Annotated in this window: 16 protein-coding genes; 11 read left to right on the plus strand and 5 right to left on the minus strand. The window is 65.2% G+C overall.

Annotation, left to right across the window (positions count from 1 at the left end; genetic code table 11):
• Positions 1 to 126 precede the first annotated feature (126 nt).
• From hisS to EO156_RS03800, 11 genes are all read left to right on the plus strand, one after another.
• Complete coding sequence (hisS, locus tag EO156_RS03750; protein WP_029828920.1) at positions 127 to 1563, plus strand: histidine--tRNA ligase; 1437 nt, start codon at positions 127 to 129, stop codon at positions 1561 to 1563.
• A 215-nt stretch (positions 1564 to 1778) separates the two neighbouring features.
• Positions 1779 to 2105, plus strand: coding sequence for a YerC/YecD family TrpR-related protein (locus tag EO156_RS03755; protein ID WP_016850562.1), 327 nt, complete (start codon positions 1779 to 1781; stop codon positions 2103 to 2105).
• 9 nt (positions 2106 to 2114) lie between these two features.
• A complete protein-coding gene (gene hisG / locus EO156_RS03760; RefSeq protein ID WP_005932045.1) occupies positions 2115 to 3029 on the plus strand; it encodes an ATP phosphoribosyltransferase in 915 nt (304 codons plus the stop codon).
• Positions 3026 to 4321, plus strand: coding sequence for a histidinol dehydrogenase (hisD, locus tag EO156_RS03765; protein WP_005932042.1), 1296 nt, complete (start codon positions 3026 to 3028; stop codon positions 4319 to 4321). Before hisG ends, hisD begins: the two co-directional genes overlap by 4 nt.
• Positions 4318 to 5409, plus strand: coding sequence for a histidinol-phosphate transaminase (hisC, locus tag EO156_RS03770; protein ID WP_016848642.1), 1092 nt, complete (start codon positions 4318 to 4320; stop codon positions 5407 to 5409). Before hisD ends, hisC begins: the two co-directional genes overlap by 4 nt.
• Positions 5406 to 6533 (plus strand): bifunctional histidinol-phosphatase/imidazoleglycerol-phosphate dehydratase HisB, encoded by a 1128-nt coding sequence (hisB, locus tag EO156_RS03775; RefSeq protein WP_005932038.1) that lies wholly within the window; start codon positions 5406 to 5408, stop codon positions 6531 to 6533. Before hisC ends, hisB begins: the two co-directional genes overlap by 4 nt.
• Positions 6530 to 7132 carry an imidazole glycerol phosphate synthase subunit HisH gene (gene hisH / locus EO156_RS03780; RefSeq protein WP_005915374.1) on the plus strand — a complete coding sequence of 201 codons (603 nt, stop codon included), beginning with the start codon at positions 6530 to 6532 and terminating at the stop codon, positions 7130 to 7132. Before hisB ends, hisH begins: the two co-directional genes overlap by 4 nt.
• On the plus strand, positions 7129 to 7863 hold the full coding sequence (gene hisA, locus EO156_RS03785) for a 1-(5-phosphoribosyl)-5-[(5-phosphoribosylamino)methylideneamino]imidazole-4-carboxamide isomerase (RefSeq protein ID WP_016848641.1): 735 nt from the start codon (positions 7129 to 7131) through the stop codon (positions 7861 to 7863). Before hisH ends, hisA begins: the two co-directional genes overlap by 4 nt.
• Complete coding sequence (hisF, locus tag EO156_RS03790; protein WP_016848640.1) at positions 7857 to 8633, plus strand: imidazole glycerol phosphate synthase subunit HisF; 777 nt, start codon at positions 7857 to 7859, stop codon at positions 8631 to 8633. The genes hisA and hisF overlap by 7 nt, the downstream gene beginning before the upstream one ends.
• The gene (gene hisIE, locus EO156_RS03795; RefSeq protein ID WP_016848639.1) at positions 8623 to 9243 is read left to right on the plus strand and encodes a bifunctional phosphoribosyl-AMP cyclohydrolase/phosphoribosyl-ATP diphosphatase HisIE; all 621 of its coding nucleotides are present in this window, start codon (positions 8623 to 8625) and stop codon (positions 9241 to 9243) included. Before hisF ends, hisIE begins: the two co-directional genes overlap by 11 nt.
• A 156-nt stretch (positions 9244 to 9399) precedes the next feature.
• Complete coding sequence (locus tag EO156_RS03800; protein WP_016848638.1) at positions 9400 to 10986, plus strand: calcineurin-like phosphoesterase family protein; 1587 nt, start codon at positions 9400 to 9402, stop codon at positions 10984 to 10986.
• Between the two features lie 437 nt (positions 10987 to 11423).
• On the opposite strand, the gene EO156_RS03805 is transcribed toward EO156_RS03800, so the two are convergent.
• The 5 genes from EO156_RS03805 to EO156_RS03825 all read right to left on the minus strand — a co-directional run bounded on the left by EO156_RS03805 (position 11424) and on the right by EO156_RS03825 (position 16160).
• Positions 11424 to 12500 (minus strand): C13 family peptidase, encoded by a 1077-nt coding sequence (locus tag EO156_RS03805; RefSeq protein WP_026006759.1) that lies wholly within the window; start codon positions 12498 to 12500, stop codon positions 11424 to 11426.
• Between the two features lie 184 nt (positions 12501 to 12684).
• Positions 12685 to 13383 carry an acireductone synthase gene (gene mtnC / locus EO156_RS03810; RefSeq protein WP_003486234.1) on the minus strand — a complete coding sequence of 233 codons (699 nt, stop codon included), beginning with the start codon at positions 13381 to 13383 and terminating at the stop codon, positions 12685 to 12687.
• Between the two features lie 2 nt (positions 13384 to 13385).
• On the minus strand, positions 13386 to 13952 hold the full coding sequence (locus EO156_RS03815) for an acireductone dioxygenase (protein ID WP_005915388.1): 567 nt from the start codon (positions 13950 to 13952) through the stop codon (positions 13386 to 13388).
• Between the two features lie 35 nt (positions 13953 to 13987).
• Complete coding sequence (locus EO156_RS03820) at positions 13988 to 14641, minus strand: methylthioribulose 1-phosphate dehydratase (RefSeq protein ID WP_016848637.1); 654 nt, start codon at positions 14639 to 14641, stop codon at positions 13988 to 13990.
• An 88-nt stretch (positions 14642 to 14729) separates the two neighbouring features.
• Positions 14730 to 16160: an amino acid permease gene (locus tag EO156_RS03825; protein WP_003486240.1), complete on the minus strand. Its 1431-nt coding sequence runs from the start codon at positions 16158 to 16160 to the stop codon at positions 14730 to 14732.
• Positions 16161 to 16174 lie beyond the last annotated feature (14 nt).

Below are 16174 nucleotides of genomic sequence, written 5' to 3' on the forward strand. Positions count from 1 at the left end.
CGGAAAGCTGCCGGTACATGGGCCACGCACTGCTGGGACGCATTGAATGATACGCCATGCGGTCAGCGCGGCCGCCCAGCCGTTAGAATTGTGCGTTCGCCACATTGTCCTGCAGGAGTTTCGCTCGTGATCAAGCCCCGTACGCCGCCCGGCATCATGGAATTGCTGCCGCGCGAGCAGATCGCGTTCCAGCGCATGCTGGACGTCATCCGCCGCAACTACGAGCGGTTCGGGTTCCTGCCGGTCCAAACGCCGGTGTTCGAGCTGTCCGATGTACTGCTGACCAAATCCGGCGGCGAAACCGAGCGCCAGGTGTATTTCGTGCAGTCCACCGGCGCGCTGGCCAATGCCGCCGCTGCGGCCGATGAGGGCGCCGAGAACGGCGGCTTGCCGGAGCTTGCGCTGCGCTTCGACCTGACCGTGCCGCTGGCACGCTACGTCGCCGAGCACGAGCATGACTTGAGCTTCCCGTTCCGGCGCTACCAGATGCAGCGCGTGTATCGCGGCGAGCGCGCACAGCGTGGGCGATTCCGCGAGTTCTACCAGTGCGACATCGACGTCATCGGCAAGGATGCGCTGAGCATCCGCTACGACGCCGAAGTGCTGGCGGTGATCCATGCGGTGTTTGCCGAGCTGGGCATCGGCGACTTCAAGGTGCAGTTGAACAATCGCAAGCTGCTGCGCGGCTTCTTCGAAAGCCTGGGCGTGGCCGAAGGCGAGTTGCAGCTGGCGGTGCTGCGCGAGGTCGACAAGATCGACAAGCGTGGCGCCGATTACGTGCGCGACACACTGGTGGGCGAGGGCTTTGGCATTCCTGCCGAGCAGGTCGCCAGGATTCTCGCCTTCGTGGCGGTGCGCTCCAACGGGCATGCCGATGCGCTGGCGCAGTTGCAGGCGCTGGAAGGCTCGGTCGGGGCCAGCGCGACGCTGGGCGAAGGCATCGCCGAGTTGCGCGAAGTGCTGGAGCTGGTCAAGGCGCTGGGCGTGCCGGAGAGCGCTTACTGCCTGAACTTCTCGATCGCGCGCGGGCTGGACTACTACACCGGCACCGTCTACGAAACCACGCTGACCGACCACCTGCAGATCGGCTCGATCTGCTCGGGCGGCCGTTACGACAGCCTGGCCAGCCACTACACCAAGTCCAAATTGCCCGGCGTGGGCATCTCGATCGGCCTGACCCGCCTGTTCTGGCAGCTGCGCGAGGCCGGCCTGATCCAGGGTATCGCCGAAAGCAGCGTGCAGGCGATGGTGGCGCTGATGGACGAGACCCGCCTGGACGACGCGCTGGATATCGCGCGCCGGCTGCGCATCGGCGGCATCAACACCGAAGTGCAGATGGAGCCGAAGAAAATCGGCAAGCAGTTCCAGTATGCGGCTCGTGCCGGCATCCGCTTCGTGGTGCTGGCCGGCGACGACGAACTGGCACGCGGCGTGGTGGCAGTGAAAGACCTGGTGCGCGAGCAGCAGTTCGATGTGGCCCGCGATGAGCTGGCCAGCACCTTGCAGGTGGAACTGGAGCAGGCCAGGGCGATGCTGGTGGCTGGCCGCGTCCAGGGCGACTGATCCTGTCAATTTGAAGATTTCACGGGTCTGGTGACTATTTCGCCGGCCAACTACGCGCCGTCGCGCAGAACGCGCCCACTGATATCCGGATGTCAGTGGGCGTTTTCGTAATGGGCAGGTGCGCGAGCAGTTCCTCCATGAACGCTTCGATGCGGTCGACTTGCCCCAAAGCCGGTGTTTGCGTTAATGTACTAACACGCTATTACATTAACGCAATGAAACAACGACCTGCCCCCCGCGAAAATACCGACGTTGCCGCCTCGCTGACGATGCTGGCCAACGCACTGGCATGCCTGCGCGCGCCCGAGGCGGTCGAAGCGTTTCTGCGTGACCTCTGCACGCCCGCCGAGCTGGAAGCCATGGCCGACCGCTGGCGGGTGGTGCCCTTGTTGATCAAGGGCGTGCCGTATCGCGAAATCCACGAGCTGACCCAGGTCAGCGTGACCACCATCGGGCGCGTTGCGCGCACCCTGGACCACGGTGCCGGCGGCTATGCCGCGGCCCTGCGCGAGCAGTCGTCGCGCCCCGACGACTCCCACTGAGAGAACAAGATGAGTGCTTCCACGGCAGCGCCGGCACGTGACCGGTTGCGTATCGCCATTCAGAAGAGCGGCCGCCTGGCCGAGCCGGCGCGCAGCCTGCTGGCCGCCTGCGGGCTGAGCTGGCGGCAGAGCCGCGACAAGCTGTTCTGCTACGGCGAGTCGTTGCCGGTGGACCTGCTGCTGGTGCGCGACGACGATATCCCCGGCCTGATCGCCGATGGCGTCTGCGACTTGGGCATTGTCGGCCAGAACGAGCTGGAAGAGCAGGCCGCCGAGCGCCGCCGTCATGGCTTGCCGGCCGCCTATCACGCGGTGCGTGGGGTCGGCTTCGGCCAGTGCCGCCTGATGCTCGCCGTGCCGGAAGAATGGGACTGGCACGGCGTGGCGCAACTGGCGGGCAAGCGTATCGCCACCAGCTACCCGGCGATCCTGGCCGATTGGCTGGAGCGGCAGGGCATCGAAGCGACGGTGGTGGAGTTGTCCGGTTCGGTGGAAATCGCACCGCGCCTGGGCACTGCCGATCTGATCTGCGATCTGGTCTCCAGCGGCGCCACCCTGGCCGCCAACCAGCTCAAGCCGGTCGAACTAGTGATGGAAAGCGAAGCGGTGCTGGCCGGCGCGGTGCGCGAGCCTGCCGATGCGCGTGCCGGCCTGCTGGCAATGCTGCTGCGGCGCATGGACGGCGTGCTCAAGCTGCGCGACAGCAAGCTGCTGATGTTCCGTGCCGAACAGACCAAGGTCGATGCGCTGCGCCGTCTGCTGCCCGATGCTGATCCGTTGGTGCAGTTGCCCGACGATGGCAACGGCGCGCTGCGCTTGCAGACCATGTGCCACGGCGCGGTGACCTGGCAGCGCCTGGAAGAACTCGAACGCGCAGGTGCGCAAGGCTTGATGGTGTTGACGGTGGAGCGCTCGCTGGCATGAAGATTCTCGATTGGTCCCAACTCGACGGTGCCGCACAGACCGACGCATTGACCCGCCCGGTGCAGACCGTGGCCGCACGAACGCGCGATGCGGTCGCCGCGTTGATTGCCGACGTACGCACGCGCGGCGATGCCGCATTGCGCGAGATCACCGCGCATTTCGATGGCGTGTCGCTGGACAGCTTCGCAGTGAGCGAAGCCGAATTCGCCGCCGCCGAAGCGGCCGTCCCACCGGAGCTGCGCCAGGCCATGCAGGATGCGGTTGCACGCATCGACACCTTCCACCGCGCCGGTATGAGCGGGGGCTATGCGGTGGAAACCGCGCCCGGTGTGGTGTGCGAAAAGATCGTGCGTCCGATCGGTCGTGTCGGTTTATACGTGCCGGCCGGCAGCGCGCCGTTGCCGTCGACGGCATTGATGCTCGGCGTGCCTGCGCGTCTGGCCGGATGCCGCGAGGTGGTGTTGTGCACGCCGCCGCGCAAGGACGGCAGCGTGGACCCGGCGGTGCTGGTGGCCGCGCGGCTCACCGGCGTGCGCCGCGTGTTCAAGCTCGGCGGTGCGCAGGCGATCGCGGCGATGGCGTATGGCACCGAATCGCTGCCCAGCTGCGACAAGCTGTTCGGCCCGGGCAACAGCTATGTCACCGAAGCCAAGCAGCAGGTGGCCCAGTCCGGTGCGGCGGCGATCGACATGCCGGCCGGCCCCTCGGAAGTCTTGGTGATCGCCGATGCGGGCGCGCAACCGGCGTTCGTGGCTGCTGACCTATTGTCGCAGGCCGAACACGGGCCCGATTCGCAGGTGCTGTTGCTCTCCGACAGCGACGCGTTGATCGGTGCGGTGCGAGCGCAGCTGGAAGTTCAGCTGGCGCAACTGTCGCGTGCCGACATTGCGCGCCAGGCGCTGGCGCAATCGCGGCTGATCAAGGTGCAGACGCTGGATGAGGCGTTTGCGATCAGTAATCGCTATGCGCCGGAACATCTGATTCTTGCGCTGCGCGAACCGCGCGGATGGTTGGCGCAAGTCGAAGCGGCCGGATCGGTGTTTCTCGGCGATTACACGCCCGAAGCGCTTGGCGACTACTGCAGCGGCACCAATCATGTATTGCCGACCAGCGGTGCGGCGCGCGCCTACAGCGGCGTGAGCGTGGCCAGCTTCCAGAACATGGTCAGCGTGCAGGCAGCCAGCAAGGCCGGCATCGACGGTATCGGCGCATGCGCTTTGGTCCTCGCACGGGCCGAGGGGCTGGATGCGCATGCCAACGCGGTGGCGCTACGCATGGGAGTGGCGGCATGAGCGCGTCGTCGATTCTGGATCTGGTACGCGAAGACCTGCGTGCATTCGCGGGCTATTCGTCGGCGCGCACCAGCGCGTTGCAAGGCGATGTGTGGCTCAACGCCAACGAGTCTGCCTGGGCCAATCCCGCCGATCCCGACGCCAGCGCGCGGCGCTATCCCGACCCGCAACCCAAGGGCCTGCGCAGCGCGCTTGCGGCGCTGTACGGTTGCGCACCGGAGCAGCTGTTGATCGGCCGCGGCAGCGACGAGGCGATCGATCTGCTGGTACGTGGCCTGTGCGTGCCAGAGCGCGATGCGGTGCTGGTCACGCCGCCGGTGTTCGGCATGTACGCCGTGTGCGCACGGCTGCAGAACGCGCCGCTTGTGGACGTGCCGCTGGTCGATGGGCCCGACGGTTTCCATACGGATATCCCGGCGATCGTGGCAACGGCATTGTCTTCGAACGCCAAGTTGGTGTTCCTGTGTTCGCCGTCCAATCCTGCTGGTTCGGCCATCGCGCTGGACCAGATCGAACAAGCGCTGCAGGCCTTGCAAGGCAAGGCGCTGGTGGTGGTGGACGAGGCCTACGGCGAATTTTCCGATGTGCCTTCGGCGGTCGGCCTGCTCGGGCGTTACGACAATCTCGCCGTGTTGCGCACGCTTTCCAAAGCGCATGCATTGGCGGCGGCACGTATCGGCACGCTGATCGCCAATGCCGAGTTGATCGCCTTGCTGCGCCGCTGCCAGGCGCCGTACCCGGTGCCTACACCATGTGCAGCCATGGCCGAGCAGGCTTTGTCTGCGCCAGCGCTGGAGGTTACCCGCCGCCGCATCGCCGAGGTGCGTAGCGAACGCGAACGTATGCACAAGGCGTTGGTGCAGCTGCCCGGCGTACGTCAGGTCTATCCCTCGCAAGGCAACTTCCTGCTGGTGCGTTTCGACGATGCCGAAGGCGCATTCCAGGCGCTCCTGGAGGCCGGGGTGGTGGTGCGCGATCAACGCGCAGTGCCGCGCCTGGCCGACGCGTTGCGGATCACGCTGGGCACGCACGAACAGAACCAGCGCGTGCTGAGCGCGCTACAACGCACGCAGGAGGCCGCCGCATGACCCCGATTCTTTTTGTCGACCGCGACGGCACGCTGATCGCCGAGCCGGCCGATTACCAGATCGACGCCTACGAAAAATTGCGCTTGGTCGATCACGTGATTCCGGCGATGCTCAAGCTGCGCGATGCCGGCTATCAGTTCGTCATCGTCAGCAACCAGGATGGGTTGGGCAGCGAGAGCTACCCACGCGCGTCCTTCGACGGCCCGAACAATCTGATGCTGCAGATCTTCGCCAGCCAGGGCATCGAATTTCGCGAAGTGCTGATCGATTGCAGCTGGCCTGCCGACAATGCGCCCACGCGCAAGCCCGGTATCGGCCTGATGGTGCCGTATCTGCAGGACCGCACCATCGACTGGGCACGCTCGGCGATGGTGGGCGACCGCATCACCGACATCCAGTTCGCGCAGAATCTGAATATCCGCGGGTTTCAGCTGCGCACCGATGAGTTCGGCGGCGAGTGGGACTGGTCCGGCATCGCCCACGAGCTGGCCGATGCGCCACGCCGTGCGCTGGTCCAGCGCAATACCAAGGAAACCAGGATCCGCGTCGAACTGGATCTGGATCGTGTCGCCGAGCCGAAGACTGCCACCGGTCTGCCGTTCTTCGACCACATGCTGGAACAGATCGGCAAGCATGGCGGTTTTGCGCTGGAGATCCGTGCCGAAGGCGATCTGCATATCGATGAGCACCACACCATCGAAGACACCGGCCTTGCGCTGGGCCAAGCGCTGCGTGAAGCGCTGGGCGATAAACGCGGCATCGGCCGTTACGGCTTCGATCCGGAAAGCAGCCCCTGGCGTGTCGCGGGCGACACGCCGCAGCACGGCTTCACGTTGCCGATGGACGAAACCATTGCCAGTGCGGCGCTGGATTTCAGTGGTCGCCCGTATTTCGTCTTCGAGGGCGAATTCAAGCGCGAGCGCGTCGGCGACATGCCCACCGAACTGGTGCCGCATTTCTTCCGTTCGATCTGCGATGCGTCCGGCTTGAATCTGCATCTGACCGTGCGTGGCGAGAACGATCACCACAAGGTGGAAGCCTGCTTCAAGGCCTTGGCGCGGGCATTGCGTCAGGCGATTCGCCGTGAGGGCACCGCGTTGCCGACCACCAAGGGCGCGCTATGACCGACGTTGCGCTGATCGATGCCGGTGGCGCCAACCTGGGCTCGGTGCGCTATGCATTGGAGCGCTTGGGCATCGATGCACGCGTGGTGCGCGATGCGGCTGGCCTGCAGGGCGCGCAGCGGGTGATCCTGCCCGGCGTCGGGGCGGCGCCAGAGGCGATGTCGCGTCTGCGCGCGCAGGGCTTGGTCGAGCCGTTGCGGGAACTGCAGGTGCCGTTGATCGGCATCTGTCTGGGCATGCAGTTGCTGTTCGAACATTCCGAAGAAGGCGATGTCGAGTGCCTGGGTCTGCTGCCGGGCATCGTGCGGCACATGACGCCTGCGCTTGGCATTCGCGTTCCGCACATGGGCTGGAACCAGCTGGTGCCGATGCGCGACTCCGCGTTGCTGGCCGGTCTGCCCGAGCGCGCCAGTGCGTATTTCGTACATGGTTACGCGGCGCCGGTGACGGCCGACACCGTGGCCGCCTGCGATCACGGCGGGTTGTTCACCGCCGTGGTGCAGAACGGGCTGCGCTGCGGCGCGCAATTCCACCCTGAGCGTTCGGCCGAGACCGGTGCACGCATCCTGCGCAATTTTCTTGAGATGAGCTTCCCATGAGTTTCACCGTTTACCCGGCGCTGGATATCCGCAACGCTCGCGTGGTGCGCCTGTTGCAGGGCGATTACGCGCGCGAAACGCAGTACGGCGACGACGTGCTGCCGCGTGCGCAGGCATTCGCCGATGCCGGTGCGCAGTGGATGCATCTGGTCGATCTGGATGCGGCCAAGGCGGGCGGCTACACCCTGGCCAGCACACTCGGCGAGATTGCGCGTACCACCGGCTTGCGCGTGCAGACCGGCGGCGGTGTGCGCTCGCGCGAGGATGTAGCGCGCATCCTCGACGCAGGCGCCGCACGCGTGGTGATCGGCTCATTAGCAGTGCGCGATAGCGAGATGGTGGTTGGCTGGCTGCAGGAATTCGGCACCGATCGCCTGACGATAGCGCTGGACACGCGCCAGGACGCCGATGGCGTCTGGCAGTTGCCGGTGCACGGCTGGACCGAAGCTGCAGACGCCACGCTGGATCAATTGGCCGTGCGCTACGCGCAAGCCGGGCTGCAGCATTTGCTGTGTACCGACATCGCCCGCGACGGCATGCTGTCCGGCCCCAACATGGCGCTGTACGGGCATTTGCGCGCGCTGACGCCGCAGTTGCAGGTGCAGGTCTCCGGGGGCGCGCGCGATCTGGCCGATGTCGCCGCTGCCAAGGCCGCGGGCTGCGCCGGCATCGTGCTGGGCAAGGCCTTGCTCGAAGGGCATCTGAATCTCGACGAGGCACTGGCATGCTGAGCCGTCGCATCGTTCCGTGCCTGGACGTGCGCGATGGGCGCGTGGTCAAGGGCGTCAAGTTCCGCGATCACATCGACATGGGCGACATCGTCGAACTGGCATTGCGCTACCGCGCGCAGGGCGCCGACGAGCTGGTGTTCTACGACATCGGTGCCAGCCCGGAAGGACGCTCGGTCGACTACACCTGGGTCGAGCGGGTGGCGCGGCTGATCGATATTCCGTTCTGCGTGGCCGGAGGTATTGGCGATGTGGAAACAGCGCGCGCGGTGCTGCACGCCGGTGCCGACAAGATATCGATCAACTCGCCCGCGCTTGGCCGCCCGCAATTGATTTCCGAGCTGGCCGATGCCTTTGGCGTGCAATGTGTCGTGGTCGGCATCGATTCGATTCGTGAGGAAGATGGTCAGTGGCGCGTGCGCCGCTACACCGGTGATCCGAGCAAGACCCAGGCGTTGCCGATGCGCACGCTGGATTGGGTGGCCGAAGCGCAGCGGCTGGGCGCAGGCGAAATCGTGCTCAATTGCATGGACAACGACGGCGTGCGTCGCGGCTACGACATCGTCCAGTTGCGGCAGGTGCGCGCGTTATGCCGCGTGCCGCTGATCGCCTCCGGCGGTGCAGGCGAAATGCAGCACTTCGCCGATGTGTTCGACCAGGCCGATGTGGATGGCGCACTGGCGGCCAGCGTATTTCACAGTGGTGCGATTCCGATTCCGGAACTCAAGCAATTCTTGCGCGCGCAACAGATCGAGGTACGCGATGGGCAGTAACGAAGTGGCGACGGGCGACCCGCTCGCAACGCTGGATTGGAGCAAGGGCGAGGGCCTGTTGCCGGTGATCGTGCAGGACGCCGACAACCTGCGCGTGCTGATGCTGGGCTACATGAATGCCCAAGCGTTGGCCGTGACCCAGCAGCGTGGTGAGGTCACCTTCTTCAGCCGCAGCAAGCAGCGCTTGTGGACCAAGGGCGAGAGCTCGGGGAACGTGTTGCGCGTGTTGTCTATCCAGACCGACTGCGATGCCGACACGTTGCTGGTGCAGGCGCGCCCGCATGGCCCGACCTGTCACCTGGGCCGCACCAGTTGCTTCCCGTCTGCGCCCGGGCAGTTTCTGGGCAGCCTGGATGCGCTGGTGGCCGAGCGCGAGCGCGAACGCCCGCACGGTAGCTACACCACCAAGCTGTTCGAGCAAGGCATCCGTCGCATCGCGCAGAAGGTAGGCGAGGAGGGCGTTGAAACCGCGCTGGCCGGTGTGGTGCAGGACGATGACGCGTTGCTCGGCGAATCGGCCGATCTGCTGTATCACCTGATCGTGCTGCTGCGCGCACGTGGGCTGGGGCTTGGCGATGCGGCGGCGTTGCTGGAGTCGCGGCATCAATAACGCGGTCGCCTAGGAGCGCACCCGGGCGCGGCGCGTTATCGGTAACGCCCATCGCGCCCGGGTGCGCTCCTACAGGGTACGTGTCGGCGTGTCCTTCGCGCTGTGCGCCTGGCGATGGCATGTACAATTTCCGCTGATCTTCGCGCGGGAAAACGCATGCAACCTCGCTTCGCTTTGTTGGCCATCGGCTTGCTCGCAGTAAGCGCTTACGCGCGCGGCACCACGGTCGATGGCATCGTCTATGAAGAACGCGACGGGCGCGCCGGCCGCAGCGCGGATGAGCCGGGCGTCGCCGATGTGGCGGTTTCCAATGGCGAGCAAATCGTACGTACCGACGCACAGGGGCGCTACCGCCTGCCGGTGCGCGACGGGCAGACGGTCTTCGTGATCAAGCCGGGCGACCGCCGCTTTTTGCCCGCCGCCGACGGTCTGCCTGCATTCTGGCGCCACTACGCACCGCGTGGTTCTGCCAAGCATCGTTACAGCGGTGTCGCCGCGACCGGCCGCAACACGCGCAACTGGGATTTCGCGCTGACGCCACGCGCAAACACCGCGGCCGATGGTTTCCAGATGCTGGTGTTTGCCGACAGCCAGACCGCCAGCCTTGCCGACGTTGGCTACTACCAGCGCGACATCGTGCAACCGATCATCGGCAAGACCACCGCCAGGCTGGGCACCACGCTGGGAGATATCGTCAGCGACGATCTAAGCTTGTATCCGGCTTTGAACAAGGTCACCACGCAGCTGAGCGTGCCGTGGTTCCACGTGCCGGGCAACCACGATCTCAACCTGGACGCGCACGACGATGCGCAGTCGCTCGACAGTTGGCATGCGGTCTACGGTCCGGACACCTATGCGGTGGAAGAGGCCAATGCCAGCTTCGTGTTCCTGGACGATGTGATCTACACGCCGGGCAGCAAGCAGGCCTACATCGGTGGCCTGCGCGAAGATCAATTCGCGTTCCTGCAGAATTACCTGGCGCAGCTGCCACGCGACAGGCTATTGGTGCTGGGCATGCACATCCACCTGTTCGATGCAGTGCCGGGGCAGGAAACCTTCCGGCATGCCGATCGCCGTCGCCTGTTCGCATTGTTGAAAGAGTTTCCGCATGTATTGGTGCTCAGCGGCCATAGCCACACCCAGCGCCAGGTGGATCACGGTGCGGACGAAGGTTGGCAAGGTGCACGCCCGCTGCACGAGTACAACGTCGGCGCTGCCTGCGGTGCGTTCTGGTCGGGCGCCAAGGATGCCGACGGCATTCCCGATGCGACGATGAGCGATGGCACTCCCAATGGCTATGCGGTGCTGCAGGTTGCCCCCAGCGGCAACTACACGCTGGCTTATCACGCCGCGCGCGCGGCCGACGATGCGCAATTGCTGCTGCACGCGCCCAAGGTACTGCGCAAGGGCGCGTATGCGGCGTGGGGCATCTACGCCAACGTCTTCATGGGCCAGGACGACACCGTGGTCGAGATGCGCATCGATAACGGCGCATGGCAGCCGATGAAGCGGGTAGAGCGTGGCGATCCGCGCGTGCTGGCAGAGAATGTGCGCGACGATGCGGCGGACGCGTTGCGCGGTTACGACCGCTCGCCGGAGGCCACGCCGTCCACGCATCTCTGGCGCGGCGCATTGCCGACCACGCTGGCGGTGGGCGAACACACCGTCCAGGTGCGCGCGACCCTGCCCACTGGGCAATACAGCGCGAGCACGGTGTACCGCCTGCAAGCCGCTGAGCCGTAAGGCGGCTAACAGTGACAGTCGCCTAATGCCCTTCCCCCACCGGCAGAAGGCGCTCAGAAGGGTGGATGAGGGGGCGCGCAATGCATGACATCACCCAATCCTGCGGCACCTCGCGCCAAGCATCCAATCGCACCAAACGGTTGCTTGTTACCTTGCTCTTGATGCAGCGACAGGGCGCTGTGTCTGCGTGATCCAGCATGGACACAAGCGCGGCTGCGACATCGCGACGTTGAAGCATGCGTCAGCTGCGACGCAGCCTCCCTGATCGCCACCAACACAAACGCCTCCACAAGGGAGGCGTGTTGGGATCCGGGCTGGCAGGCGTTGGCGCGCTGGCGAAGATCGGTGCTGGCTGGCGGTTGCTGGCTGGCTGCGCGAGTGTAGCGATGCCCGGTCAGTGCTGCCGAAATGAGAATTAGTCTCAGCAATCGCCGTGGTTATCGCTTGGATGCTGCAGGTGCAGTTGGCGGCGTGGTTGGCGGGTTCGCGGGTGCCGGGGCCTTCGAACCAGGCGCGGCGTCCACGGGCGCATCGTCCGGTGAGTCGGTTGACTCGATGCCCTGGTCCGACTCGGTCTCCATGTCCACTGGCGGATACGGATACGCCACTGCCGGACCGAGATGCACGCCGGCACGCCAGCGCGCCAGCACCGGCGCGATGCGCTTGCCCAACGACTGCTGCGGCAACGAGGGCTGCTCGCCTTCCTGCTTTTCGCGTGCGGTGATGGCGGCTTTGGCGATGTCGAATGCGGCCAATGGGTCGTCGCTCTGGTTCATCGCATCGATCAACCAAGCTTGCCCGAAATAAGTGGCGTTGGAGGTATTGCCGCAACCGAACGAGGGCCGGTCGGCGCGCGCAGCGGTGAGGATCAGCGTTTGCGGCGAACGCAGTGCGGGAATGAAACCTCCCGAATAGCAGGCCGATAGAACGATGACGCGATTGTCGATGCCGGCTTCGTCCAGCGCCTTGCGCAGATCCTGCGGGCTGATGAAATCCTCTTCCTTGTCGTCCACCTGCACGTACAGGCTGTGGTCTTCGGTACCGTGGGTGGTGACGAACAGCAGCAGTGCGTCTTCCTTGCGATCCATATGCTTGCCGATCGCGGCAAGCGTGTCGTAGAGATTGTCGTAGGTCGCCAGTGGGGCGTAGGGATGTTCGCCCAGGTTGTCCGGGTTGTTGACCAGCGTGACCACGCGCCCGCGCGCATCGAAGCGTTGCTCGAACAGCTGCTTGAGGTAGAGCGTCTCGTTGCGGAAGACATCGTCGCTGGCATCGCCGGCAAAACCGACCACGTACAGATCGGTGACGCCTGGGCGCTGCGGTTGCAACGCTTTCAGCGCTTGCGCCAAGGCGGCCTGATCGACCGGATCGACCTCATCGTGGTTCTCGGCAGGCTGAGCCTGTAACGCCGCACCAGCGTCCGGATGGCAGCCGGCCATCAACGCCACCACGACGATCAGCGTGGAAAGTCGACGCCATACTGCATGTGGTGCGAAAGGGGAATGCAGCGACATGGCGCGCCGAGGTCCAGAGAAGACAGGGTGGAGCGGCGGAGCACGATGCCCGCAGTGCAGACCATCACCCCCGACAGAGAGATGCATGCGGCGCGTCGCAGCTGGAACATTTCAGCGGCCTGCGCAGCGCCAACGCCCGATTGCGCTCAAACGGCCAGGAGCGCAATCGGCTTGCAGATCGTGCTTACAGCACTAGCTGGCTGAAACTCTCCACGCGCTGGTGGCTGCCGACCTCGTCGGCCGAACGCGGCGTGGGGTAGTCGTCCAGGCGATCCAGCAGCGCGGTGCGCATGCCGGCACGCTTGGCGGCATCGAGTTCTTCGATCACATCCGACAGAAACAGGATCTCCGGCCCCGGCACGCCAATGCGCTCGGCGATGCGGCGGTAGCTGGCGCTTTCGCGCTTGGGGCCGACTTCGGTATCGAACCAGTCGGTGATCAGTCCGCTCAGGTCGCCCGCGTCGCTGTGCGCGAAGAACAATTTTTGCGCCGGCACCGAGCCGGACGAATACACATACAGCGGGATGCCCGCTGCGTGCCAGGCTTTGAGCTGGATCGCGGCATCGGCGTAGATATGCGCAGTGAAGTCGGCCGTCTTGTAGCCGTCGCCCCAGATCAGGCCCTGCAAGGCCTTGAGCGCGGTGTGCTTGCGGTCCTCGTCGATCCAGGTCTGCAGCGTGGTGATCAGCACCTCGTCCGGCACGTCCTCGCCGATTTCATCGGCCACCTGGTTGAGCCAATGGCGCACCTGCGGATGATTGCCGTGGTCGCGCACGTAGGCCGGCATGGCACGGCGCGCATACGGGAACAAGACGTCCTTGACGAACGAAATGCTGCTGGTCGTACCTTCGATATCGGTGAGGATCGCTTGCGGTCGTGTCATCGTCAGCTGGCCTTGTGAGGTTTCTCGGGGGCGTAGCGGGGGAATTGTTTGGCGATTTCGGTACCGGTGAAGTGCCCGACCCAGCCGTCCGGCTCGGTGAAGAAGCGGATCGCCACGAAGTGCGGTTCCGGTCCCATGTCGAACCAGTGCAGGGTGCCGTCGGGCACGGCAATCAGGTCGTCCTTGACGCATTCGATCTCGTAAACCTTGGCATCGACGTGCAGCGTGAACAGGCCCGAGCCGGCGACGAAAAACCGCACTTCATCTTCCTTGTGGAAGTGTTCGTCCAGAAACTTGGCGCGCATTTCTTCGCGCTTGGGATTGTCCGGCGCGATGCTGACCACGTCCACGGTCTTGAAGCCGCGCTCGGCACTGATGCGGTCGATATCGGCGCGGTAGGCATCCATCACCTGCTCGGGCGTTGCGCCCGGTTCGACCGGCGCGCTGGCATGCCAGCGTTCGAAAGTCACGCCGATCTTGACCAGCTCGGCGGCGATCGCATCGCCGTCGCGGCTATCGAACTCGGGTGTGGCGGGATTGGTGTCGGCAAAGATACGCAGTCGGCTCATGGCGGTCTGGCTCACGAATGGGGGGCGGGCATTACTCAGCGCGTGCCGCGCAGTTTCAGCAGTTCGAGTTCGCAATGCAGCAGGAATTCGAACGCTTCCAGATGACGACGTGCCTCGGCCATGTTGCGGCCCCAGGCATACAGGCCGTGTCCTTCGATGAGATACCCCCACATGCTCTGTTTGTCCAGCAAGGCATCGACCTGCGCGGCCAGCACCTCCATGTCCTGGGTATTGGCGAACACCGGCACTTCCATCGCGGTTTCGTGGGTGGTGTTGCCATCGAAGGCCTTGAGCAGTTCATAGCCTTCCAGCCGAATCACGCCGCTGCCTGCATACAGGCGGGAGGCAATCGTCTGCACCGGCGAGTGCGTGTGCAGTACGCAACCGATCTCCGGGAAACGGCGATACAGCTGGGTGTGCAGCAGGGTTTCGGCAGACGGGCGCAACGGGCGGCCGACGGCCAGGCCATCGAAGTCCACCACCATGATGTCTTCTTCGACCAGGCGACCCTTGTCGCGGCCGGAGACGGTGATGGCCGCGTGCTGTTCGTCCAGACGGTGGGAGAAATTGCTGCTGGTCGCGGGTGTCCAGCCGGCATGGGCCAGCTCGCGGATATTGGCGATCAGCAGATGCGCCAGCTCGTGCAGACGCGCGGCGCTATAGGGCAGGGGGGCAGTGGTCGCATTCATGGACCTATTCTACTGCGCCCCCGGTGCATGGGCAGGTGCAGCGCAGCAGGCGTCGTCCTGCCGCGCCGACGCCGGATCATGCGTGGGCTCAGCGGCCGTCGCGCAGACGGCTGTGGCGATACCCGTAGCCGAAGTAGATCACCAGCCCGACCAGGGTCCACAGGCCCATCAGCATCCAGTTGTGCAGCGTCATTGCCGACAGCAGCGCAAGGCAGCTCAACACGCCGGCGGTGCAGATCAGCCAGGCGGCCGGCATGCGGAACGGGCGCGGCAGTTCCGGATGGGTGCGACGCAGGATCAGCACGCCGGCGCAGACCGCCGCGAAGGCAATCAGCGTGCCCATCGACGTCAGTTCGCCCAGCACATCCAGCGGGAACACCGCTGCCAGCAGCGCGATGCCGACACCGGTGATGACGGTATTGACATGCGGGGTGCGGTACTTGGGGTGGATGCGGGTGAAGATCGAGGGCAGCAGGCCATCGCGCGCAATGATCATGAAGATGCGCGGCTGCCCGATGATCATCACCAGCACCACCGACGATAGCCCGATCAATGCGCCCACTTCCACGACCACGCGCAACCAGGCCAGCTGCGGATGCGCTGCCACCGCGGTCACCACCGGCTCGTCGGTGCCGAGCAAGGTGTACGGCACCAAGCCGGTCATGACCGCCGCCATGGCGATGTAGAGCACGGTGCAGATCACCAGCGACAGGATCATGCCGATCGGCAGGTCGCGTTGCGGGCGATGCGATTCCTGCGCTGCCACCGACACCGCTTCGAAGCCGATATAGGCGAAGAACACCATCGCTGCGCCGCGCAGCACGCCTTCCATGCCGTATTTGCCCGGGCCTTCGTTGGCCGGAATGAACGGGTGCCAGTTGGAGGTGTCCACGTATTTCCAGCCCACCGCGATCACCAGCAGGATCAGGCCGGTCTTGAGGATCACCATGGCCATGTTCATTGCCGACGACTTGCGGATGCCGACGTAGCACAGCCAGGTCAGCAGCAGCACGATGCCGGCCGCCGGCAGGTTGGCGATGGCCCCGGTGGGTTGCAGTTTGCCGTCCAGCGGCGCGCTGACGAATGCGGCCGGCAGGTGGATGTCGAAATGCTCGAGCAGGCTCAAGAAGTAGCCGGTCCAGCTGACCGCCACTGCCGAGGCGGACACGCCGTATTCCAGCACCAGCATCCAGCCGATGAACCACGCGGCCAACTCGCCGAAGGTGGCGTAGGTGTAGGTGTAGGCGCTGCCGGAGACCGGCACCATCGCAGCGAATTCGGCGTAGGCCATCGCACAGAACGCACAGCACACCGCTGCGAGCACGAACGAGAGCATGATCGCCGGGCCGGCATGGTCGGCCGCCGCTTGGCCGGTGATGACGAAGATGCCGCCGCCGATCACCGCCCCAATCCCCAGGGCTGTCAGCCCCCAGGGGCCAAGCGCGCGTTGCAGGCCCAGCCCATCGGCCGCCTCATGGCTGGCGTGCGGGTGTTTGGTGGCCCAAAGTTGTTTGAACATGAAGCGGTTCCGGC

The sequence above is a fragment of the Xanthomonas sp. DAR33341 genome, from assembly GCF_003992815.1.
Lineage (GTDB): Bacteria > Pseudomonadota > Gammaproteobacteria > Xanthomonadales > Xanthomonadaceae > Xanthomonas > Xanthomonas cissicola.